Genomic DNA, 20,828 nt, shown 5'->3' with positions numbered 1-20,828 from the left:
AGGAGGCGCGCCCCGGTCAGAACGAGAAGTGCTTGGCCACCGCCCAGCCCCGCTGAGCCGCCCTGTCGTAGAAGGCCCGCAGTTCCTCGTGGTACTCGGCCAGAAGCTCGCGCAGTTCCTCGTCATCTCGGGCGGGCGAGGACTGCCGGGTCCACTCCTGCCAGCGCTCCTCGAACGACACCCCCTCCAGATACGCCGCCGCGCGCGCCGCCTCCGGCGGGTCGAGCGCCACGTGGCCCGGGCCGCCGTCGGGGTCCGGTATGTGCCGGCCGCCGAAGACGGGGAGTTCCCGGTCGCCGCCCGGCTGCGACCGGGGGCAGTAGAGCTCGTTCAGCTGGAAGAAGCCGCTCTCCAGCCATACGGCCACCCCTGCCCGGACCCGGCGGCGCAGCTCGTCGAACTCGACGTCGAAGTGGGCTTCGAAGCCCGCCGCGTCCGCGGGCAACTCCGTGGGCTCCAGCCCTTGAAAGTAGATCCACATGCTCACGCCTCCCGCCGGGCCGTCATGTCCCGGTCTCGAACCCGACCCCGCAGTCGAACAGCCTAGGCAAGCGGGTATCGGCGTCCCTCACAGGGGGTTCCCGGCGTCCCTCGGCCGGACCGTCACGGTGGGGGGAGCAGGGGGCCGAGCGGTCCCAGATCGAGGTTGAGGTCTTCCAGGGTGAGGCCGTAGCGGTCGCACAGCTCCGCCATCCGGTCGTGGAGGATCATCAGGGTCAGGCCCAGGCGCTCCTCCTGTTCCTCGGTCAGATCGCCCTGGTCGACGCGGTGCAGCGCTTGGCGCTCCATCAGCTGGCGAAGGAGTTCGACGAGGGTGAGGACCAGTCGGACGAGATCGCGTTCCACGGTGTCGGGGTCGGTGTGCAGTCGCTGTGCGGCGGACTGGCCCGCGGGCGGGGGCGTGACGTCGTCCGGCCGGGCGGGCAGGAGCGAGAACGCGCGGCCTGCGGCCTCGGCCACTTCCTGCAGCCGGTCGGCGGGGAAAGGCGGCTCAGACCGGCTCGTCATGGTCGACGCCGTGTTCCGGGGCCGTCGGCGCCGTCAGCACCGGGGCCCATTGCTCCTCCACCTGCTCGCGGATGGCGACCACCACCGCGCGCAGCGAGATCCGCACCAGGTCGATGTCCGCGATCGACAGGACGACATCGCCGGTGAGCACCACCCCGCCGCTCAGCAGCCGGTCGAGGAGGTCGATCAGCGCCACCTGCCGCCCGCTGATCGGACGGTCGTCGTCGGGGTACGCGGCGTACTCGGTCATCGCTGCCCCGCTCCCTCCGGCAGCACGGTGAAGGAGTACGGCGCCCAGGGGCCGGTGACCTCCACCCGGACGCCGGGCAGGTCGTCGGCGGCGTGCCGCATCCGCTCGCGGAACTCGTCGGCCAGGTGGCGCGGGACGAGGTAGGCGTCGTTGGAGACGTTCCGGCCGGGCCCGGCGGCCAGTTCGCCCTGCTGCGGGCGGTGGCGGGCGCGGTCCACCGCCAGACCGCGGGCCCTCTCCTCCGTCCGCCGCACGGCGGCCTCGGCGGCTCGCCAGACGTCCTCGCGGGTCTGGTACTGCTGTCTGCGGCGCCGTAGATACGCGCGGCCGGAGGCGGGCTCGTCGGTGGCGTCGCCCTGCGAGTCGGAGGTGGCCGCGGATGCCTCGGCGTATACCTTCACGCCCCATTCGAGGTGCCCCTCCAGCCGGTCCAGCAGCGCGGTGAAGGTCTGCTCCCGTTCGCTCAGCATCTCCTCGACGCGGGCCTCGTCGCGGTACACCGTGGCCAGCCGCAGGGGGAGGACGGTGGTGTGCGCGGCCAGGGCGTCCACGACGAAGTGGTGTGCCCGGGCGGTCGCCTCCAGCCAGTCCAGGCGCTCCAGCCGCGCCTTCAGCGCCGTCTCGGAGAACTCGTCGGCGGGCACCGGGCCGACCGCGGCGGCCACCGCGCCCGCGCGGACCAGCGTCACCGGTGCCCCGGCCACGCCGCGGACCCCGGTCAGCGCGGTCCGCGCCGCCGTGGCGGAGGAGCGGACGACGGCGTAGGCGTAGCTCAGCTGCCCGGTCACGGCTCTCGGTCCCGCTCCTCGTCGTCGTCCCGGTGCTTGCGCCGGGTGCGCCGCGGTTCTCGACCGGGCTCACGCTCGGACTCGACGCGACGCCGCGGGGGAAGTTCGGCCGGGGACTCCCCGACGCGGCGGCGCAGCTCCCTCACCTCGGCACGCAGCCGCTTGTTCTGCTCTTCGAGCGTGCGCCGGTTGTCCGCGCGGGAGGACAGCGAGGGATCGTGCTCCCACCAGTCGATGCCGATCTCCCTCGCCTTGTCGACCGAGGCCACCAGCAGGCGGAGCTTGATGGTGAGCAGCTCGATGTCGAGCAGGTTGACCCGGATGTCGCCGACGATCACGATCCCCTTGTCGAGGACGCGTTCAAGGATGTCGGCGAGGTTCGCGCCCGACTGCTGGCCGTACGGGTAGAGCGACGACCCGGAGGGCGAGAGCGCGGAGGAGCGGGGCTCGGGCTCGGTCACGGCGCGCTCGACCTGTCGTCCCGGCGGTTTCGGCTCTCCTCGTCCTCCTCGTCCCACTCGTCCTCGTCGTCGGACGAGTAGTCCGTGTCACGCTCGGCGTACTCGGCGTCCTCGTCCTCGTCCTCGTACTCGTCCCGGCCCTCTCCCTCTTCGTCTTCCTCCCGCTCCTCCTCGTCGTACCGGTCCTCGGGGCCCTCCTCCTCGTCCTCGTACTCCTCCTCGTCCTCCCGTTCCTCCTCTTCGCGCGCCTTCTCCGCCTTCTCGACCTCCTCGGGCGTACGCACCACCTCGCCACCGTGGATCTCCCCGCGCCAGCCTCCGGTGGCCTCCCCGCGCATCATCACGAAGGTGCGGTACAGCTTCAGATCGAGGCGGGCGCGACGGCCCTGGGCCCGCACCAGGCTGCCGAGCCGCTCGACCGGCCCCTTGGGGAAGTACCGCAGGACGAGCAGCACCTTGGTGAGGTTCTCGCCGAGCGGGTGGAAGGTGACGACGCCCTTGGTGGTGGCCTTGTCGCCCTCGGACGTCCAGGCGATCCGCTCGTCGGGCACCTGCTCGGTGATGGTGCCGCGCCAGCGGCGGCTGGCCTTGGCGATCTTGACGTGCCAGGTCGTCGTGGTGTCGTCCTCCTGTTCGACACCGACGACGCCCTTGCTGAACCGCTCGAACTCCTGGAACTGGGTCCACTGGTCGTAGGCCTCGCGCACGGGCACGCCGACGTCGATGTCCTCGATGATGGTCAGGCCCTTGCCCGCGGCGTCCGGGGCCACGTCCTGCGCCGTGCCCTCGCGCTCCTTCGGGCCGTGGAGGGCGACGTCCTTGGCCTTGTCCAGTACGACGTCCTTCGCGTGGACGGCGGTGTCCTTGGCGTGCGAGGCGGCCGAGGTCAGCGTCCCGCCCGCCGGCATGTGTCCGGTCAGCCGCTTGCCGCCCTTGGCCGCCGCGGTGGCCAGCCCGCGGGGACCGATGTGGGTCTCGGCCAGCCGTCGTGCGCCCTCGCCCATCCGGTGGCCCACGCCCTCCAGCATCACCTGGACACGGGCCTCGACATAGCGCTCCAGCTCCTGCTTCAGCCGCTCCGTGCCCCGCTGCTCAGCCATCGTCCGGCCTCCTCGCTCGTGAGGTGCCGCTCCGCGAGCGGCTCTTCGCGGAGGAGGTCTTCTTCGCGCCCTCGCCGGACGGCCGGCGCTTCGGCTGCGCTCGCTCGCCACGCTTCTGGTCCTCGCCGCCGCCTGCCTCGCCCCGGCTCTCCTCGTCGGCCTCCTGGGTCTCGTCGGCCTCCTCTGCCTCCTCGGCCTCGTCAGTCCGGTCGGTCTCGTCCGTGTCCTCGGTCCCCGAGGTGTCCCGCTCACCGGTCGGGGGTGCCTTCTCGCGCAGCCCGGTCGTCCGTTCGTGGAGGGCGTCGGCCAGGCTGTCGGCCTTCGCGGACAGCACGGATGTCGCCGCCGCCTTCCCCGCGCCCGTCAGTTCGGTCCGCACCTGCTTGGTGAGGGTGTGGATGAACGGGGATTCCTGGATCGCCTTGCCGACCTGCGCGGGATTGATCCGCGATCCGGCCAGCATCGCGCCGAGGCCGATCGCCATCTTCGCCTTCTTCGTCCGGCCCAGCACATAACCACCCAGCAGAGCCGCGCCGATCTTGGCGTTGTTCATGACCTGTCTTCTTTCCCCGCCCACGCGCCGAGGCCCGTGGGGCGGTGGGTGCGTCACAGCGGCCCCTGGCCGCCTTGTCGCAGCTGGTAGGCCCTGATCTCCTCCAGGCGGTGCAGCAGCGCCTCCTCCTGCCGGGCGAGCTCCTCGGCGTCACCACGGCCCTGGGCCCGCTCCTCCTCCAGCTTCACCAGAGCCTCCTGGACCGGAGTGGGGTCGTAGAACTCGTCCTCGGCGGCGCGGACCACCTTGTCGAGCACCCAGCCGATGCCCCGCGCGGGGGCGAACGGCAGCAGCAGAATCTCGGTGACCAGTCCCATCTCGCCTCCTCACCCGGCTCGGACGAACTCAGACGAAGCTGTACGGCGGCAGGGGCCCCCGCAGCCGGACCTCGACGTCCTCGCCGTAGCGCTCCGCCAGCTCGCGGCCGGCCTCGGCGAACTCCTCGGAGCGGTCGCCGTCCACCAGGAAGGACGCGTTGACGAAGTACTGCTGGGACGGCGGCGCGACCTTCTCGGCCCGGGCCAGCGGCCGCAGCGCGGACAGGATCTCACCGGCGAGCGCCTCATGGTGGGCCTGCACGCCCTGGGCGACCAGCTCGCCGAGGGCCAGCCGGTCCTCGTACGTGCCACCGCCCTCGCGTGTGCGCTCGTTGAGCTCCCGGGCCTGCGGGTTCTCCAGGAGGACGGCACGCAGCGCGGCGTCCTCCTCCTCCAGACCCTTGACGTTGAACTCCGCCCGGTCCGTCAGCTCGTCCAGCCGCTGCGTGAGCTCCTCGGTCCGCTGCTGCAGAGTGGCGCTCACAGTGTCGTCGTCCGGGGAGAGGAACCCGAAGCTCAGCGGGAGGATCGGGCCGTCGGCCCAGAGCCGTTCCGCGACACCGTGGTGCGCCTGGAGGTCGTGGCGGGCGACCGAGAGGTCGTCCGGCGTCTCGCTGACGACGGCGCACAGGGAGTCGCCGCGCACGACGCGCAGCTTCGCGGGCGGCTCCCCCACGCCTTCCAGGCCGTCCAGACGGAGCGGATGCGATGCCTTGGTGATCGCGTACACGTACACGGACATCGCTCGCTCACTCCTCCCGCTCCCGCGCGGCGTCCCGCTCCCGCGAGGAACGCCGGCCGGAGCCGCGCTCGGCGTGCTCGTGCTCGCGCTCCTTGTCGCGCCCCTTGCTCAACGATTCGGTGACGGCCTCGACGGCGCCCGTCAGCGCGCCTTTGCTCTTGCCCCGGGCGCCGCCTTCGGAGGCGTCCTGGACGAGTTCGGACAGCTGTGCCGGAGCCTTGCGGCCCTCCTCGAGGTCCAGCCGGTTGCACGCCTCGGCGAAGCGCAGATACGTGTCGACGCTGGCCACGACGACCCGCGCGTCGACCTTGACGATCTCGATGCCCACCAGGGACACCCGCGCGAACGCGTCGATGACCAGGCCCCGGTCGAGGACGAGTTCCAGTACGTCGTAGAGATTTCCCCCACCGCCCCCGCCTGCGGCAACGGCTCCACTGTTGCCCTGCGGCATGACAGTCACGGTTTCTTCCCTTCCAGCGAAGGGGTGAACCGATCTAACGGTCGTCCGCCCTGTCGATCTGCGAGCGCGTGTAGCGGCGCCCGCGCTCGTACGCCAGCAGATTCCCCGCGGGGTCCAGCACCACCTGGTAGCTGGCCATCACGCTGGTCGTCTCGGGGATGCGCTCCAGTTCCACGACTTCCACGTCGGCTTCCCAGCCCTGCTCGGTCGGCTTGAGGGAGGAAACGGACTCCGGAACCCTGCCCAACAACTCACTGAGCTGCTCGATCGCACTGCGCATGGCCGCCGGGGCGGACACGCGCTCCTCGGCGGAGGCCTGCTGTGATGAGGGACGAGCCTTCTTCGGCTCACGGTCGCTCGTGATCATTCACCTTCTCGGTCGTACTCCCATCATCAACCACTCGCACAGCCCACGCCAGCCGTGCAGCCGCGGAACCGCGCAGCGCAGCCCCTGCGAGTTGCCGATCCACTGATGCGAGTGCTTGATTACGCCGCGTTGATCGACCACTGCTCGCGGATGCTGCGCGAAGCCGCCGCCGCAGCGGTGGCCAAGGTCGACAGCACCGACCCGGAGGCCGTCCTCGCGGCGCTCGGCTCCTCGTACGGGGACGTCGTCGCCGACCGTGCGCCGGTGGGCTGCCGGAGTTTTCGGGGAAGGGAACGGGGGACGACGACCGCCGGGAGCGTCCGGTGGCGTCGGGGGGAGGGACGAGTGGTACCGGTGGTCAGGGAGTGGACGCATCGCCGTCAGGCCTGGGCGGCCAGGGCCTCACTGGGGGCCGCGGCCGGCGCGCTGCTGCTGCCGCTGGTGGAGGGCGGGGTCGGCGGGCTGCTGCTGCTCGTGGCGGGCATCGCGGGCCTCGTCGTCACGTTCGCCGCACTGTGGTGGACGCTGTCGCGCCGCGGCGCCGTGCGGATGGCCGCCGCCGCGCTGGCTCTGCTCACCCCCGTCGCGGTCGTCACCCTCTTCGCGCAGGCGAACCTGCTCTGGGTCGTCGTCCTGTCCGCGCTGCTGTGGTCGGCGGCGGTGTGGAGCGGCCGGTACGCGCTGCGCACCACGGGGCTGCGGCCCAGCCGGGCCAAGGAGTACCGCACGCCCGCCCCGCAGCGCCCCTTTCTCTTGCTCAACCCCCGTTCCGGCGGCGGGAAGGTGGAGCGGTTCGCCCTGCGGGAGAAGGCCGAGCGGCTGGGCGCACGGGTCGTCCTGCTCGATCCGGAGGCGCGCCAGGACGTGGTCGCCCTGGCCCGGGCCGCGGTCGCGGAGGGCGCCGACCTGCTCGGCGTGGGCGGCGGCGACGGCACTCAGGCCCTGGTCGCCGCCGTGGCCGCGGAGCACGGTCTGCCGTTCATGGTGATCTCGGCCGGTACCCGCAACCACTTCGCGATGGACCTGGGCCTGGACCGCGACGACCCCGCCGCCTGCCTGGACGCGCTCACCGACGGCGTCGAGGTCCGCGTGGACCTCTGCTTCGCGGGGGACCGCCCGTTCGTCAACAACGCCTCGTTCGGGGTGTACGGAGCGGTCGTGCAGAGTCCCGGCTACCGCGACGACAAGGTCGGTACGGCGCTGCACCTGCTGCCCGAGCTGCTCTCCCGGCAGCGCGGTCCGCGGCTGACGGCCACGGTCGGCCGGACCACGATCAGCGATCCGCAGGCGGTCCTGGTCAGCAACAACCCCTACCGCATGGACGACCCCTTCGGCTTCGGCCGACGCGCGCGGCTGGACTCCGGGCGGCTCGGTGTCGTCGCCGTGAAGGTCGACAGCGCGGTCGAGGCCGCCGAACTGCTCCTGGATCCGCGCGGGTTGGGCATGACGACCTCGCACGATGTGGTCATCGACGCCGACGTCCCCGAGGTGGAGGCCGGAGTCGACGGCGAGGCCGTGCTGCTGCCGACTCCCGTCCGCTGCCGTGTCGAACGCCGCGCGCTGCGCGTCCGCGTGCCCCGGGAACGGCCCGGCATTCCCGACCCGCCGCCCCGGCTGGACTGGCGCCGGCTGCGCAAACTGGCGGCGGCGGTGGGCCGTACGGCCGTACCGGTCCGGTCGCGTGCCGGAGAGCGTGTCCACGGGTGAGTTCGGCTCCGGAACCGGGGGGCCGCTGAACCGAGCGCCCTCCGCCGCCGTGTTCCTGGACACCCGACCGGCCGGTGCCTCGGGCACCGGCGAAAGGAGCAGTACGTCCCGTGCCCACTGACCACGCTTGCCGCACGGCCGCCGAGCAGGCCGCGCGCTGCCTCACCCCCGTGCGCTCGGCGCTGGTGCCCGCCGACCCCGTGGAGTCGGCTCCGGCCGAGGTGATGCCCGTCGTTCTGCGCAACTATCTGGGCGTGACCGCGCGGCCGTCCACCACGGGAGCGGCGGCCGGCAGGCGTCCGGCGCCGGTGGGCATCGCGGCGGGCGTGGCGGTCCTCCGGATGTGCCTCGACGGCCTCTGTGCGGAGATGGCCGGCGCGATGACGGCCTGGCACGCGGATCTCGGGGGCCGGCTGCGCGAGGTGCTGGCCGACCCTCGCTCGACGGGACGACAGGCCGATGCCTGGCAGCCGCTCGCGGATCTGCAACGCCGTGCCCACGAGGTCATGACCCTGGTGGCCGACCACGGCCGGACCGGGCCGGCGGGGCCACGGCTGCTCGTCGCTCGGTTCGCCTTGCTGGAGGACGCCGTCTCCGGGGTGCTGCGGCGCATGGCCGTACCGGCCGGGACAGCCGCCGCGTGCGCGAACGGGCTCACCGCGGCGACCGGCTCGCTCTTCGGACTGGCCCTCGCCCAAGGGGACGGCGCGGAGGAACACTTCGCGTGAGACACGGCTCGCGGATGCCGTCCGGTGGCGGCATGACGGACGCGGTCTTAGCGTGGTCGCTGCGAGCTTCCGACGAATGCGGCCCACGCTGGATTTCGCACACGATGGATTGCGGAAGCCGTATGAGGAGCGTAGTTCATGGCGTCGGAGAATCTGAATCCCCAGGGTGGCGTAAGTCACCAGGCCACCACCGTTTTTGTCGACGGCCATGCCGTCGAACTGCTCGGCGGTGAGCCGGGCCCCTGGTCGATCGGAGAAATTCTGGACCAGGCTCGGAAGCAGCTCGACCCGTCCGAGACGAGTGCCTGGAACTGCGAGAGCGGTGGCTGCCAGGTCATGCCGGCGGGCGCGGTCCGCGTGGAGCTGAAAGGCGGCGAGAGGTTCTTCGTCAGCAGTGAGGCCGTTGAACCTCTGCTGGGAATGGTGAGGGAGAACTGACGCCGCCGCCTCCGCCTCCGTCGTACCGGTCTTTCAGTCGCGCGTGACAGAACTGGTGCACGGCGCCCACCTGCCGCAGCAGATACAGCAGATGAGCGTCCTCCAGGAATGCCATGGGCCGACGCGGAAGCCGGCCCTCCCCGGCGAGCCGCAGACAGGTCTCGCGGTAGGCGAAGAAAGCCGTGTTGGAGGCGATGACGAGGCCGGCGGCCAGCCCCAGAGCCACGTTCGCCTCCGGGCTGGCGAGCAGGTCGCCGATCAGCCGCAGCGGAAGAACCGGGGCATGGCTGAGGTCGGCCGCGGTACTCACCACCCACTTCACAACGGGCGGGATCACCCCCAGCGCGACGATGGTGACGGCCACTGTGCGGTCACCGCGCAGGGTCGACGCCGGTGTGGCCTGATGGAGGTCCGCCGGAGCGCGGGACCACCGAAGGATCCCCAGCCCGATACCGAAGAGAAGGCCCAGCGAGGCGCCCAGGCCGCCGGTGGTGGCGAGCCTGGTGGTGAGCGGAATGTCCTTCGTCCAGGGCGATACGAAGGCAAGGGCCGTTCCGAGCGTGACACCGAGCAGGAGACCACGCCCCAGCGCACTCGGAAGCTCCGCGAGCAGCAGGCCGATCCGGCCGCGGAGGCGGAAGTCCAGGCGCGTCGGGGGCGATGCCTCGTCGGCGAGCGCCAGGGCCAGCATGATGCCGAGAATCATCACGAAGACGAACGCTCGAAATGCCGCACGCCGGGACGCGAACTCGAAATCCTCCCAGAAGGCGGGGAACGTCGCACCGAGAAAACCGGGTGCCGCGCTCTGCTGAACCGAGAGATATACGAGGACCCCTGTGAACTCGGCACCGAGCCAGAAGAGAAACCCGAAGGCGAGCACCTTCTTCAGGTGGCCCCTGAGGCTCATCCTCCGGCGGCTCCGGCGATGTCCCGCGCCGGTGCGGCCGCGTGCGGCGCTCACAGCCGAGACCACCACCGCCCCCAGTCCGAAGACCACGAGGGCGAGCGCCCAGCCGAAGCCGGCCCTCAGACCCGCCCCTGGAGCGGGCCGCGGGAGATCCATGACGCTCCCGAACAACGAGTACGGCGCCGCCGCGGTCCACCGCCCCACGACTGCGCCGACGCAGAGCGCCGAGGCGAGGAGCATGACAGCCGCGGCGCCGAGCCGGCCCCAGGACCATCTGCGCCACGCCAGTTTGATCATCACCGTTCCGGCAGCCGCCGTGGCCAGGGTCATCACCAGGAAACCCACCAGCCGGGCGAGGGGTGGAAGGGCCATGTTGAAGTAGTCGCCCGCCATGCATCCGGCACCGAGGCCGAAGACCGCTCCCGCCAGCGGCGCCGACAGGGGGCCCGCGGGGTCTGGTGGCAGCGCCCGGTGGAGCTGCCACCACGCGATGTCCTCGGTGCCCTCCCGTTTGATGTGGGCGGCGAGGAATCCAAGGGTGCTGTGCGCCTGGTCCGGGCTCCAACGGGCCGCGGCGGCGCGGCGGCTGTCCGGCACGGACGGGTCGAGCCGGCTCGGCGGGCCCTTGAAGACGGCCGGAACGAGCGCGTCGAGAAGGTGGTGCTGCAAGGTGTCGGGGTCGCTGTGGCGGGTGAGTTCGGCCGGGTCGGTGCCGGGGGCGGAGTGGACGGTACGGGCCAGCCAGACGTTCAGCGGGACGGAGAAGGCCTGTGCGAGGGGTCCGCGGGGGTTGCCTCGAAGCTCGTCGACGACGGGTCGCCATGCAGCCGTACGCCGGGGTGTCACGGTGTTGCGCAGGTAGTCGACGACGTCGTCGGGGGTGACCGGCTCCGCGACGACGACCGCCGCGGCGGTGACCACGTCGCCCGCTTCCACGGCGTGGTCGTACTCGGCGACGCGTGAGGTGAGGATGAGCGGGCCGTGCACGGCGATGGCCTGGTTGATGGCGTGCAGGCCCTTCGGCCGCAGCGCGTCGGGGAGTTCGTCGAAGCCGTCGAGGACGGGGAGGACACGGCCTTCCGCGACCAGTCTGCGGGCGGCGTACCTGCCGTACAGCTCGTGATTGCGCAGCGCCGGGTAGTCCTCGTGGACACGGCGGGCCAGCCAGCCGCTCAGCGACTCGGCGAGCGGGTTCCAGGACGCCAGGGGCAGGAGTACGGGAACGGGCTCGCCCGGCTGCGGACGCAGCAGCAGCTCCCGGACGAGCAGCATCGCCAGGGTGGTCTTGCCGGAACCCGGTTCGCCGAGCACGACCAGCCGCCGGTGGGGCAGGGCGAGGAAGCCCGCGGCGAAGGCGGGAAGGTCGTCGCTGCGGCCCGAGAGCGTACGGCCCACGACGCGGACGTGGTCACCGGCCTCCGCCTGGGCGCTGCGCCAGCGCACGGCCAGCGGGTGAGGGTCGAGAAGCCCTTGTGCGGCGGCTTCCTCGGTCCACTGCCGGCGCACCATGGCGGCGAGGGCTTCGGTGGCCTGGTCGAGTTCGGCGGTGTTGGCCGGGGCGACGGGGCGTGAACGGTGCCACGACCATCCCAGGAGGCCGACGGTCGTGGAGATCAGGATGCTGAGGGACGCCACGGCCGTTTCTCCGCCGGTCCGCATCGCCACGATGACGGCTGCCGACAGTGCGGCCAGTCCGGCCGCGCCGACGAGCCAGGGCCACCACCGTCTATGGTCTCACATAACGGTCAGTATTCATGCATTCCCATGCATACAGAGTGAATGACGCACTCTGGACGGTGGGGGCGGGGCGGTCAGGGCGAGCGCGCTGCGCGGCGGCCGAGCGCCCCGATGCAGTCCACTCCCGCGGCGGCCGGACGCCCCGTTCAAGTGGAGGACTCGCCGATTCCGGCCGAGGCTTGTGAGGTGACCGCCAGCTCTCCCGGTTCCGGCACGCCGAGTGCGGAAACGCGTCGTCGGCTGCCGCGGGCCCTTCCCGCGCTCGTCGCCGCGGCCTTCGTGCTGCTGCACGTCCTGGGCTACCCGGCGACCCGCTTCTCCAACGACTCCTACCGCTATGCCCGCCAGGCCTTCGAGTTCCTCGGCGACTCACCGCGCGCCGCGACACACAAGGCCGTCGCCGCGTACTGCGAGGACACGGCCAGGCTGGTCCAGCGCAACCGCATGCTCGACCCGCTCACGTTCCGCGAACCGGGCCGCGAGGCCGCCGACGCGGCACAGTGCGAGAAGACGTACGCGAACGGGCTCGAGCCCACCGACCCCCGGTACGAGAGGATCTTCCACACCCGGCCCGGCTTCCCGCTGGCGGCCGCGCCGTTCGTGGCGCTGCTGGGCGCCAAGGCCGGGCTCACGCTGGTCGCGCTCGCCTGCACCGCGCTCGCCGGATATCTCGTGTACCTGCTGCTGCGCGCCCTGCGCGCGCCGCCACCGGCGGCGGTGCTCGGGCAGGCCCTCTGTTACGTGACCCCGCTCGCCTCCTGGGGCGGCCGGCCGCTCACCGAAGGCCCGACGCTGGCGCTGATGGCCGCGCTGCTGCTCGCCTCGGTGTGGTTGCTCCACGGCCGCGTCATGCCAGGTGCGGTGCTGTTCGCCGGCGCCTTCGGCTGCGGGGTCGCCGTCAGGTACTCGAGCTTCCTGATCGCGGGTCTGTTCCTGGCGGCCGCGGCGGTCACCGCGCTGCTCTTCGTACGGCGCGTCCGGCACCGCGGAACCTGGTGGCTGGCCGGGCTGTCGTCGGGCGGCGCACTGGCCGTGCTGGTGCTGAGCCGGGCGCTGAGGCTGCCCGGCACGACCGACTCGATCCAGGACACCTTCACACTGCACTGGACCCGGCCCGAGATCGCCGATCCATGGCAGTCCCTCGTCCGCCTCAACCTCGACTACTGGGGGCAGTGGCTCCAGAAGGAGGCCCTCGCGCCGCTGCTGCTCTTCCTGCTCGCGGCGGGCGCGTGGGGCGTGTGGCAGCGCTCGGTGCCGGTCGCGCTGTGCGTGATCGCCATGGGCGCCACCGGCTTCGCGACGGCGGCCGCGCATCCCGTCGCGGTCGAACTCGACCGGCTGTACGTCGCCGTATGGCTGATCCCCGTGATCGGCGTGCCGCTGGCGCTCGCCCGGCTGTGGCGACCGGTCCAGGAGTGGCCGGCCGCCGGTGGTCTCCACGGCTCCCAGAAGGAGGCGCGCCCGGGCCCGGTGCGCACCGGAGGCCTGCCGGCGACGCGGCTCGGCCGGATCAGGAACTACCGGTAGGGCTCGTCACGAGCGGCATCCCCGCCGAGGGGCCCGCCGTCTGCCGCTTGTAGGCGCCGGGCGGCATGCCGACCAGCTCGGTGAAGCGGGTGCCGAAGATGTCCGGTGACGGGCAGCCGACCGCGCGGCAGACCTCGGTGACGCCGAGGTCCCCGTGCCGCAGCAGTGCCGTGGCGCGCTCGATACGACGCCTCATCAGATACGTGTACGGCGACTCGCCGTAGGCCAGCCGGAACTGGCGGCTGAGGTGCCCGGCGGCCATGTTCGCGCCGAGGGCGAGCGCCTCGACGTTCAGCGGCCACGCGTACTCGCGGTCGATCCGGTCGCGGACGCGGCGCAGTCGCGCGAGGTCGGCCAGGCGCTGCGCCGCGGTGCGTGCGCGTCCCCACGAGGGGTGACACATCGGGGAACTCCTTCGCGTCGCGGGGGACGGCTCAGCGGATCTCCTGGATGCGGACCAGATTGCCCGCCGGGTCCCGGAACGCGCAGTCCCGGATGCCGTACGGCTGCTCGGTCGGCTCCTGGACGACCTCGACGTCGCGGGCCTGCACCTTCGCGAAGGTGCCGTCGAGGTCCCGGGTGGCCAGCAGGATCCAGCCGTAGGTGCCCTTGGCCATCATCTCGGCGATGGTGCGGCGCTCGGCCTCGGTGATCCCGGGGTCGGCGGCGGGCGGCGCCAGGAGGATGGACACGTCGGGCTGGCCGGCGGGGCCGACCGTGATCCAGCGCATCTTGCCCTGCCCGACATCGCTGCGGACCTCGAAGCCGAGGGCGTCGCGGTAGAAGGCCAGGGACGCGTCCGGGTCGTCGTGCGGGAGCGAGGCCGTGTGAATGGTGATGTCCATAACGATCAGGCTAGGCGCGGGGAGGTGCCTCGCGCTTCTCCGTTCCTGACGGAGATTGCTGACGGAGATTGCTGACCGAGGTTGCTGACCGAGTCCCCGAGCGAGGTTCCCGAGCGAGCACCTGGGTCAGTCCTCCAGGAGGGCCAGCTCCTCGTCGGTGAGGCGGCCGAAACAGGACTCTTCTGTGGCCATGGCGGTGGACTGGCTCAGAGGGGGCGTGGCCATGTGCCGGGCGTTGAGGGTCCACCCCTGCTTCTTGTACGTGGCCATGAAGTACGTGCCGTCGTCGCCGAGCGGCACTTCCTCGGGCCGGCCGGTCTTCTTCCAGCCCCGTGCCACCAGATCCGCGAGCACGGCGTCCAGCTGCCGCCGCGCCTCGCCCGGGTCTGCCCCGGTGGACGACCCTCCTGTGCCGTTGGACTGCCAGGAGACCACGCACGGCGACACACGAGCGCTGAGGGCGGCCCGCTTTCGTTCCTTCTCGGTCGCCCCCGGGCCGGCGGATCGGCCGGCCGAGGGAGGTCCCGGTTCCGTCCGTCCCGCGGGCAGTCCGGCGGCCGCGATGGCCGCGTCCAGGTCCGCCCGCACGTCCTTCTGGCCGAACGACGCCGGGGAGGCGACAGCGGTCGGGGCGGAGGACGCGGCGCCGCCACCGCAGCCGGTGAGGAGAACCGCCCCCGCGGCGGCGGTCGCGAGCCGTCCGGCCCTGATCACGGTGGTGCGCATGCGTTCTTCTCTCGGTGCGTGGTCGCCGCGGACCGCCGATCCGGTCCCGGCTCATGAGCGGTAGGTTCCGGATCTTCGCACGACGGCTGTCCGGCCTTCCCGGCCAGGGGGGGGCGAAACCCCGGCGGTACCGGTCAGGCCGGCGCGCGCGGCAGCACGCCTGATTCGGCGCGTCGCCCGGGTGCGTCTGTCCGGTCGCGGGGCGGGCGGTGGGCGGTGACGCTGAGAGGGCACGGGTGAGAAGGAGTCTGCGATGAACAAGTCGTCATGGGTGCCGGCCGCCGTGCTGGCCGTGTCGGCGCTGTGCGCCGCCCCCGCTCAGGCCGTCGCCGCTCAGGGCCTGCCCGGCGCCGCCGCCCCGGGCGCCGCTCGGGCTCCGGTCGACGTCACCGCGCAGGAGTGCATCCAGGGCGGCGGGATGATCATCATCTCCGTAGACGGCATGGGGCCGAACGGCGTCTCCCAGCGCTGTCAGGGCGGCACACACGACGGCGAGACGGTCGGCTGACCGACCCGCCGCTGATCCTGCGCCCGTTGCTGCCGGAACTGACCCCCGCGCGCGTGGGTACTCGCCGCGCGCGCCCCGAGGGCGGTACGAAACGACACGAGCCGAGGAGCAGGACGTATGAGCGAGGCCAACCCCCTGAAGCGGGTAGCCCACAAGGTGGCCGACAGCTTGCAGGGCGACGGCGGACCCGCGGAAGGAATCCCCGGCAAGCCGGGGGCCGAGTCGCCGTCGGTCGCCGAACCGACCGACCCGAGGGAGCCGCTGCCGCCCAAACCGGACCAGAGCGGTCCGGAGACCGTGTCCCCGACCGGTCAGCCGACCGGCGCCGAGCAGGCCCGGATGGCCCAGTCCGGCGCCTACCTGACCACCGCTCAGGGCACCCGGCTGTACGACACCGACCACTCGCTCAAGGCGGGACCGCGCGGACCGGTGCTGCTCCAGGACCACCATCTGCGCGAGAAGGTCATGCAGTTCGACCACGAGCGGATCCCCGAGCGGGTGGTGCACGCCCGGGGCGCGGCCGCGCACGGGGTGTTCCAGAGCTACGGCACGGCGACCTCCGTGACCAAGGCCGCGTTCCTGGGCAAGGACGTGGAGACACCGGTGTTCGTGCGGTTCTCCACGGTGCTGGGATCGCGCGGGTCGGCCGACACGGTGCGCGACACCCGCGGGTTCGCGACCAAGTTCTACACCAGTGAGGGCGTCTTCGACCTGGTCGGAAACAACATCCCGGTCTTCTTCATCCAGGACGCGATCAAGTTCCCGGACGTCATCCACGCCGGCAAACCGCACCCCGACCGGGAGATCCCGCAGGCGCAGAGCGCGCACGACACCTTCTGGGACTTCGTCAGCCTGCACACCGAGGCCACCCACCACACCATGTGGAACATGTCCGACCGGGGCATCCCCCGCTCGTTCCGGATGATGGAGGGCTTCGGCGTCCACACCTTCCGCCTGGTCGACGCCGACGGCGGTACGACGCTGGTGAAGTTCCACTGGAAGCCGAAGCTCGGTGTGCACTCCCAGGTGTGGGAGGAGGCGCAGATCACCAGCGGGGTGGACCCGGACTTCCACCGCCGGGACCTCGCCGACGCCATCGAGGCGGGCGCGTATCCGCAGTGGGAGCTGGCCATCCAGACCTTCCCCGACACTCCGGAACAGACCTTCGAGGGCATCGACCTGCTGGACCCCACGAACATCGTCCCCGAGGAGCTGGCGCCGGTGCAGCCGGTCGGGCTGCTCACCCTGAACCGCAATCCGTCCAACTTCTTCGCCGAGACCGAGCAGGTCGCCTTCCACGTCGGCCACCTGGTCCCCGGGATCGACATCACCGACGACCCGCTGCTCGCGGGGCGGCTGTTCTCCTATCTGGACACGCAGATCACCCGGCTGGGCGGGCCCAACTTCCCGCAGCTGCCCATCAACCGTTCGCACGCGCCGGTCAACGACATGCAGCGCGACGGCATGCACCAGACGGCGGTCCACCGGGGCGTCGCTCCCTACCGGCCCAACTCGCTCGACGGCGGCTGCCCCTTCACGGCCGGAGCGGACACCGGGGCGTACGTCGAGACGCCGGTGCGCATTCCCGAGGCGACGAAGGTGCGGGAGGCCCCGGAGTCGTTCGCGGACCACTTCAGCCAGCCCCGCCGGTTCTGGCTGAGCATGAGCCCGGTGGAACGCGAGCACATCATCGGCGCGTACGTCTTCGAACTCGGCAAGTGCTATGAACAGGCCGTCAAGGAGCGGCAGTTGCGGGTGCTCGCCAACATCGATCCCGAGCTGTGCGAACAGGTCGCCCAGGGGCTCGGCCTGCCCGCCCCGGCGCCGACCGTGCCGCTCGCCGACGTCGAGCCGAGCCCGGCGCTGTCGCAGGTCGGCCGGACGTGGCCGGTGGACGGGCGCGTCGTCGGCATCGTCACCGGCGCGGACGGCGAACTGGACGGCGTCCGCGCGGTGCGCGAGGCGGTGCTGAACGCCGGCATGGTGCCGCTGGTCGTCGCGCCCGCCGGCGGCAGCCTCGGCTCGGACGACGGCGCGGTGACGGTGCAGCGCACCTACGTCACCGCGCGCTCGGTCGAGTTCGACGCCCTCCTGCTGGCCGGCACCCCCGGCGTGGGCAGCGACGCGTACACCGCCCGTGACGCGAAGTCCACGCCCGCCGCCGCGGAGCCGACGCCGTGCGACCCGCGTGTCCTGCTGCTGCTGACGGAGGCGTTCCGGCACGGCAAGGCCATCGGCGCCTGGGCGGGCGGCAAGGTCGCCCTCGAAGCGGCGGGCGTGCCCGTGGACGCGCCCGGCGTGGTCCTCACGGACTCCCCCACCGCCGCGCTGGAGCAGGTCGTCCGCCTGCTGGGGGCCCACCGGGTGTGGGAGCGGTTCGCGACGCCGGTCTGACGTGGTCCGACGGGCGTGCGGACGTGGCGCGATGGCCCCTCGGGTGGCCTCTCTCCTCCGAGGGGCCACCGCGCCCGTCCGGGCGGTGCCTGCTGAGATGATGGCGCCGACCGTCGAACCCGAGGGGGGACCTTTCCATGGCCGTGCTCCTGCTGTCCTGCGTTCTGCTGCTCACCGTGGGCGGATGCGTCTGCGTCGTGTGGGCGGCGCGGGGTGGTCCTCGCTGGGTGCGGGCGGTGGCCAGGGTGACCCTCGCGGGCGGTGAACTGGCCCGCCGGTCGGCGCGCTCGGGCGGCGGGCGGGGCGGCGATGCGGACGGCGGCGACTGAGCCAACAGCCGGCCGTGTCCGGCGGCTCCCCGGTCCCGGGTACGGCGCCGGCCGGAGTCTCCGGCGCGGGCGTGACGGCCCGAGCCGTCACGGGAGTTCCTGTTCCGCCCAGATGATCTTCCCCTCCGGCGTGTACCTGGCTCCCCAGCGATGGGCGAGCTGGGCGACCAGGAAGAGGCCCCGGCCGCCTTCATCGGTGCTGCGGGGGTGTCTCAGCCGTGGGGCGGTGCTGCTGCCGTCGGCGACCTCGCAGGTCAGGCGGGAGTCACGGAGCAGGCGTAGGCGTATGGGCGACTGGGCGTAGCGAATCGCGTTGGTGACGAGTTCGCTGACGACGAGCTCCGTCGTCATGGCCAGCTCCTCGAAGCCCCAGGCCTCCACCTGACGCGTGGCCAGGGCGCGGAGTTCGCCGACGGCGGCCGGGTCCACGGGCACGTCCCACGAGACGACGTGCTCGGAGTCCAGGGCGTGTGTGCGGGCGAGCAGCAGGGCGATGTCGTCGCGTTGGGGCAGCGACACGAGGTGTTGCACGGCGGACCGGCACTGGGTGTCGAGGTCGGTGCCGGGCCGGGCGAGGAGCTCGCCGAGTCGGGACATGCCCGACTCCAGGTCGCCGTCGGGTCCTTCGATGAGGCCGTCGGTGTAGAGCCCGAGCAGGCTGTTCGCGGGCAGTTCGATCTCGCCGGACTCGAACGCGATGCCGCCCAGCCCGAGCGGAGGGCCGGCGGGGGGTTCGGGGAAGGAGACGTGCCCGTCCGGTGTGACGACGACAGGGGGTGGATGTCCGGCCCGGGCCATGGTGCAGCGCCGGCTGACCGGGTCGTAGACGGCGTAGAGGCAGGTGGCTCCGAGGAAGGGGGTCGTGCTCTGCTCGGCGCCCTCCTCGGAGGTCTGCTCCTCGCTCAGCCGGAGGACGAGGTCGTCGAGATGGGCCAGCAGTTCGTCGGGCGGCAGCTCCATGTCGGCGAGGGTCTGCACCGCGGTGCGCAGCCGGCCCATGGCCGCCGCCGCGGTGATGCCGTGGCCGACCACGTCGCCGACCACGAGGCCGACGCGGGCGCCGGACAGCGGGATCACGTCGAACCAGTCGCCGCCGACCCCGCCCGTCACGTCCGCCGGCAGGTAGTGGGAGGCCACCTCCAGCGCTTCTCCGCCGGTGAGCGCCTGGGGCAGCAGACTGCGCTGCAGGGTGACCGCCGCGGTGTGTTCCCGCGTGTAGCGGCGGGCGTTGTCGACGCACAGCGCCGCTCGCGCGACGATCTCCCGGGCCAGCAGGACGTCGTCGGGCTGGAACGAGGCGGGATTGGCCGACCGCAGGAAGGTGGTGAGCCCCAGGACGGTGTTCCGCGCGCGCATCGGCACGGAGATGAGCGAGTGCAGGCCGTACTCCCGCATGCTGGTGAGTCGCTCGGGCGGTTCGGCGGCCCACATCTCGTCGTCCGGATCGAGGACCGGAATGAGGACCGGTTCGCCCGTGAAGAGCATGTTCACATCGCCGGGCGGAGGGATGAAGTCGACCCGCTCGCCGACCCGCGCCACCGCTTCCGGGCAGCCCTCCCGCACCGAGCTCATCCCGGCGCGGCGCATCACCGGCCGGGCGGACGCCGGTCCCTCGTCGGTCAGCCACGCTCCGTGCCCCGCGGTGCTGAGGACGGGCTCGAGCAGGTCGACGATGACGAAGTCCGCGAAGCGGGGCACGGCGAAGTCGGCGAGTTCCTGGGCCGTGCGCAGCACGTCCAGCGTCCGGCCGATGCTGACCCCGGCCTCGTTGACCAGCGACAGCAGCCGGCGGGCGTTCCAGCGCTCGGTGACGTCCAGAACCATGTAGCAGACGCCGGTGACGGAGTCGTCCGCGTCCACCAAGGGGAAGAAGGAGGTGGAGTAGGCGTGCTGGCGGTGTGGATCGGCCCAGCTCCATCCGACGTACTCGTAGTCGGTGACCGGGACTCCGGTCTCCAGGACCTTGCGCATCAGGCCCTCGAGGGCCTCGCCCTGCAACCCGGGCAGCACCTCGCTCAGCCGGCGCCCGAGGCGTTGTTCGCGGGGCACGCCGCCGAAGCGCTCGAGGGTGTCGTTGAGCCATACATAGCGCAGCTCCAGGTCCATCACCGCCATGCCGACCGGCGAGCGGGTCAGGAATCCCTCGAGGACGGACTGGCCCACCGCCCACTGCTGCCGCAGCTCGCGGGCCGAGACCAGAAAGCACTCATCCTCGCCGACCCGGAAGGACGCGGAGACCCTGAGGTCGGCGTCGACGCGGTGGCCGTCGCGATGCCGCAGGGTGATGAAGCCGCTCCACCCCATGCCGGCCCGGCACCGCTCGACGACCCCGGCCACCCGCCCGGGATCACCGGGCATCGCCACCAGGGGCGCGGCGGAGCCGCCGACGACCTCGGCCGCCCGGTAGCCGAGGAGATCCTCGGCGCCCCGGGTCCAGCCGATCACGACGCCGTGGGCGGACAGTACGGCTGCCGCGTCGGTGGACGCGTCGAACAGATCACGCGGCGTTGCGGACGTGGGCGGATCGGAGCCCTTTCGCACGGAATCCATTGGTTCCATCCTCCACTCGACTATGTTCCCTTTTGTCCGCGTGATGTGCACAATCCCCGCAGACAGGCCGTCCGGGCGTGCGGGCGGGCGGGGCAGGCGGGGGGCGGCGCGGGGAAGGCCAGTCGGCGAGGGGAAGCCGTCGGCGCGCGGAAGGGCGGTTGCCCCGGGAGGACCGGTGACACCGGAGGGCCGGTTGGCCCGGGAGAACCGGTTGGCCGGGGCGGACCGGCTGAACCAGGACGGCTGGCTGGCCCGGGAGGGCTGGCGAGCCCGGAAAGACCGGATGCCCCGGCAGGACCGGCCAGCCCAGGACGGCTGGCTGCCCCGGCAGGACCCGCCAGCCCGGAAAGACCGGATGCCCCGGGAAGACCGGCTGACCCGGGAGG

Annotated in this window: 23 protein-coding genes; 7 read left to right on the top strand and 16 right to left on the bottom strand. The window is 72.2% G+C overall.

The window, feature by feature from the left end; translation table 11 throughout:
• Positions 1-16: 16 nt before the first annotated feature.
• The 11 genes from ACZ42A_RS23100 to ACZ42A_RS23050 form a co-directional block, all read right to left on the bottom strand.
• A complete protein-coding gene (locus ACZ42A_RS23100; protein WP_468529145.1) occupies positions 17-481 on the bottom strand; it encodes a DUF1877 family protein in 465 nt (154 codons plus the stop codon).
• A 122-nt stretch (positions 482-603) separates the two neighbouring features.
• A complete protein-coding gene (locus tag ACZ42A_RS23095) occupies positions 604-1,008 on the bottom strand; it encodes a gas vesicle protein K (protein ID WP_468529144.1) in 405 nt (134 codons plus the stop codon).
• Entirely contained in the window at positions 992-1,258 is a 267-nt protein-coding gene (locus tag ACZ42A_RS23090; protein WP_468529143.1) for a gas vesicle protein, read from the bottom strand. Before ACZ42A_RS23090 ends, ACZ42A_RS23095 begins: the two co-directional genes overlap by 17 nt.
• Positions 1,255-2,046, bottom strand: a complete 792-nt coding sequence (locus ACZ42A_RS23085; RefSeq protein WP_468529142.1) for a GvpL/GvpF family gas vesicle protein — start codon at positions 2,044-2,046, stop codon at positions 1,255-1,257. Before ACZ42A_RS23085 ends, ACZ42A_RS23090 begins: the two co-directional genes overlap by 4 nt.
• Complete coding sequence (locus ACZ42A_RS23080) at positions 2,043-2,507, bottom strand: gas vesicle protein (RefSeq protein ID WP_468529141.1); 465 nt, start codon at positions 2,505-2,507, stop codon at positions 2,043-2,045. Before ACZ42A_RS23080 ends, ACZ42A_RS23085 begins: the two co-directional genes overlap by 4 nt.
• Positions 2,504-3,607 carry an SRPBCC family protein gene (locus ACZ42A_RS23075; RefSeq protein WP_468529140.1) on the bottom strand — a complete coding sequence of 368 codons (1,104 nt, stop codon included), beginning with the start codon at positions 3,605-3,607 and terminating at the stop codon, positions 2,504-2,506. The genes ACZ42A_RS23080 and ACZ42A_RS23075 overlap by 4 nt, the downstream gene beginning before the upstream one ends.
• A complete protein-coding gene (locus tag ACZ42A_RS23070) occupies positions 3,600-4,160 on the bottom strand; it encodes an ABC transporter substrate-binding protein (protein WP_468529139.1) in 561 nt (186 codons plus the stop codon). The genes ACZ42A_RS23075 and ACZ42A_RS23070 overlap by 8 nt, the downstream gene beginning before the upstream one ends.
• A 53-nt stretch (positions 4,161-4,213) precedes the next feature.
• Positions 4,214-4,477: a gas vesicle protein GvpG gene (locus ACZ42A_RS23065; RefSeq protein ID WP_468529138.1), complete on the bottom strand. Its 264-nt coding sequence runs from the start codon at positions 4,475-4,477 to the stop codon at positions 4,214-4,216.
• A gap of 28 nt (positions 4,478-4,505) precedes the next feature.
• On the bottom strand, positions 4,506-5,219 hold the full coding sequence (locus ACZ42A_RS23060; RefSeq protein ID WP_468529137.1) for a GvpL/GvpF family gas vesicle protein: 714 nt from the start codon (positions 5,217-5,219) through the stop codon (positions 4,506-4,508).
• Between the two features lie 7 nt (positions 5,220-5,226).
• The gene (locus ACZ42A_RS23055) at positions 5,227-5,679 is read right to left on the bottom strand and encodes a gas vesicle structural protein GvpA (protein ID WP_468529136.1); all 453 of its coding nucleotides are present in this window, start codon (positions 5,677-5,679) and stop codon (positions 5,227-5,229) included.
• A gap of 34 nt (positions 5,680-5,713) precedes the next feature.
• Complete coding sequence (locus ACZ42A_RS23050) at positions 5,714-6,046, bottom strand: gas vesicle protein GvpO (RefSeq protein WP_468529135.1); 333 nt, start codon at positions 6,044-6,046, stop codon at positions 5,714-5,716.
• Positions 6,047-6,157: 111 nt separating this feature from the next.
• Between ACZ42A_RS23050 and ACZ42A_RS23045 the strand changes: the two genes are divergently transcribed.
• The 3 genes from ACZ42A_RS23045 to ACZ42A_RS23035 all read left to right on the top strand — a co-directional run bounded on the left by ACZ42A_RS23045 (position 6,158) and on the right by ACZ42A_RS23035 (position 8,919).
• Positions 6,158-7,753: a diacylglycerol/lipid kinase family protein gene (locus ACZ42A_RS23045; RefSeq protein WP_468529134.1), complete on the top strand. Its 1,596-nt coding sequence runs from the start codon at positions 6,158-6,160 to the stop codon at positions 7,751-7,753.
• 110 nt (positions 7,754-7,863) lie between these two features.
• Positions 7,864-8,481, top strand: coding sequence for a hypothetical protein (locus ACZ42A_RS23040; protein ID WP_468529133.1), 618 nt, complete (start codon positions 7,864-7,866; stop codon positions 8,479-8,481).
• Positions 8,482-8,619: 138 nt separating this feature from the next.
• Positions 8,620-8,919 (top strand): hypothetical protein, encoded by a 300-nt coding sequence (locus tag ACZ42A_RS23035; protein WP_468529132.1) that lies wholly within the window; start codon positions 8,620-8,622, stop codon positions 8,917-8,919.
• Here the strand turns inward: ACZ42A_RS23035 and ACZ42A_RS23030 are convergent.
• On the bottom strand, positions 8,870-11,461 hold the full coding sequence (locus ACZ42A_RS23030; RefSeq protein WP_468529131.1) for an NACHT domain-containing protein: 2,592 nt from the start codon (positions 11,459-11,461) through the stop codon (positions 8,870-8,872). The genes ACZ42A_RS23035 and ACZ42A_RS23030 overlap by 50 nt on opposite strands.
• A 288-nt stretch (positions 11,462-11,749) precedes the next feature.
• On the opposite strand from ACZ42A_RS23030, the gene ACZ42A_RS23025 reads away from it, so the two are divergent.
• Complete coding sequence (locus tag ACZ42A_RS23025; RefSeq protein ID WP_468529130.1) at positions 11,750-13,090, top strand: hypothetical protein; 1,341 nt, start codon at positions 11,750-11,752, stop codon at positions 13,088-13,090.
• Here ACZ42A_RS23025 and ACZ42A_RS23020 read toward each other — a convergent pair.
• The 3 genes from ACZ42A_RS23020 to ACZ42A_RS23010 form a co-directional block, all read right to left on the bottom strand.
• Complete coding sequence (locus ACZ42A_RS23020) at positions 13,074-13,493, bottom strand: helix-turn-helix transcriptional regulator (protein WP_468529129.1); 420 nt, start codon at positions 13,491-13,493, stop codon at positions 13,074-13,076. The two genes, ACZ42A_RS23025 and ACZ42A_RS23020, sit on opposite strands and share 17 nt — an antisense overlap.
• A 31-nt stretch (positions 13,494-13,524) precedes the next feature.
• Positions 13,525-13,935 carry a VOC family protein gene (locus tag ACZ42A_RS23015; RefSeq protein WP_468529128.1) on the bottom strand — a complete coding sequence of 137 codons (411 nt, stop codon included), beginning with the start codon at positions 13,933-13,935 and terminating at the stop codon, positions 13,525-13,527.
• A gap of 126 nt (positions 13,936-14,061) precedes the next feature.
• Entirely contained in the window at positions 14,062-14,661 is a 600-nt protein-coding gene (locus ACZ42A_RS23010) for a hypothetical protein (RefSeq protein ID WP_468529127.1), read from the bottom strand.
• A 253-nt stretch (positions 14,662-14,914) separates the two neighbouring features.
• On the opposite strand from ACZ42A_RS23010, the gene ACZ42A_RS23005 reads away from it, so the two are divergent.
• From ACZ42A_RS23005 to ACZ42A_RS22995, 3 genes are all read left to right on the top strand, one after another.
• Positions 14,915-15,169: a hypothetical protein gene (locus ACZ42A_RS23005; protein ID WP_468529126.1), complete on the top strand. Its 255-nt coding sequence runs from the start codon at positions 14,915-14,917 to the stop codon at positions 15,167-15,169.
• Between the two features lie 117 nt (positions 15,170-15,286).
• Positions 15,287-17,563, top strand: a complete 2,277-nt coding sequence (locus tag ACZ42A_RS23000; RefSeq protein ID WP_468529125.1) for a catalase — start codon at positions 15,287-15,289, stop codon at positions 17,561-17,563.
• Positions 17,564-17,700: 137 nt separating this feature from the next.
• Positions 17,701-17,892: a hypothetical protein gene (locus ACZ42A_RS22995; RefSeq protein WP_468529124.1), complete on the top strand. Its 192-nt coding sequence runs from the start codon at positions 17,701-17,703 to the stop codon at positions 17,890-17,892.
• Positions 17,893-17,979: 87 nt separating this feature from the next.
• Here ACZ42A_RS22995 and ACZ42A_RS22990 read toward each other — a convergent pair whose 3' ends face one another.
• A complete protein-coding gene (locus ACZ42A_RS22990) occupies positions 17,980-20,442 on the bottom strand; it encodes a SpoIIE family protein phosphatase (protein ID WP_468529123.1) in 2,463 nt (820 codons plus the stop codon).
• Between the last annotated feature and the right edge of the window lie 386 nt (positions 20,443-20,828).

Source organism: Streptomyces sp. NPDC030838 (genome assembly GCF_055572035.1).
This window is presented reverse-complemented; position numbering and strand designations above follow the sequence as displayed.

Coding starts and splice junctions, on each gene's coding strand:
- ACZ42A_RS23100 (WP_468529145.1), bottom strand. CDS start 481: ATGTGGATCTACTTTCAAGGGCTGGAGCCCACGGAGTTGCCCGCGGAC.
- ACZ42A_RS23095 (WP_468529144.1), bottom strand. CDS start 1,008: ATGACGAGCCGGTCTGAGCCGCCTTTCCCCGCCGACCGGCTGCAGGAA.
- ACZ42A_RS23090 (WP_468529143.1), bottom strand. CDS start 1,258: ATGACCGAGTACGCCGCGTACCCCGACGACGACCGTCCGATCAGCGGG.
- ACZ42A_RS23075 (WP_468529140.1), bottom strand. CDS start 3,607: ATGGCTGAGCAGCGGGGCACGGAGCGGCTGAAGCAGGAGCTGGAGCGC.
- ACZ42A_RS23070 (WP_468529139.1), bottom strand. CDS start 4,160: ATGAACAACGCCAAGATCGGCGCGGCTCTGCTGGGTGGTTATGTGCTG.
- ACZ42A_RS23065 (WP_468529138.1), bottom strand. CDS start 4,477: ATGGGACTGGTCACCGAGATTCTGCTGCTGCCGTTCGCCCCCGCGCGG.
- ACZ42A_RS23060 (WP_468529137.1), bottom strand. CDS start 5,219: ATGTCCGTGTACGTGTACGCGATCACCAAGGCATCGCATCCGCTCCGT.
- ACZ42A_RS23050 (WP_468529135.1), bottom strand. CDS start 6,046: ATGATCACGAGCGACCGTGAGCCGAAGAAGGCTCGTCCCTCATCACAG.
- ACZ42A_RS23035 (WP_468529132.1), top strand. CDS start 8,620: ATGGCGTCGGAGAATCTGAATCCCCAGGGTGGCGTAAGTCACCAGGCC.
- ACZ42A_RS23020 (WP_468529129.1), bottom strand. CDS start 13,493: ATGTGTCACCCCTCGTGGGGACGCGCACGCACCGCGGCGCAGCGCCTG.
- ACZ42A_RS23015 (WP_468529128.1), bottom strand. CDS start 13,935: ATGGACATCACCATTCACACGGCCTCGCTCCCGCACGACGACCCGGAC.
- ACZ42A_RS23010 (WP_468529127.1), bottom strand. CDS start 14,661: ATGCGCACCACCGTGATCAGGGCCGGACGGCTCGCGACCGCCGCCGCG.
- ACZ42A_RS23005 (WP_468529126.1), top strand. CDS start 14,915: ATGAACAAGTCGTCATGGGTGCCGGCCGCCGTGCTGGCCGTGTCGGCG.
- ACZ42A_RS23000 (WP_468529125.1), top strand. CDS start 15,287: ATGAGCGAGGCCAACCCCCTGAAGCGGGTAGCCCACAAGGTGGCCGAC.
- ACZ42A_RS22995 (WP_468529124.1), top strand. CDS start 17,701: ATGGCCGTGCTCCTGCTGTCCTGCGTTCTGCTGCTCACCGTGGGCGGA.
- ACZ42A_RS22990 (WP_468529123.1), bottom strand. CDS start 20,442: ATGGATTCCGTGCGAAAGGGCTCCGATCCGCCCACGTCCGCAACGCCG.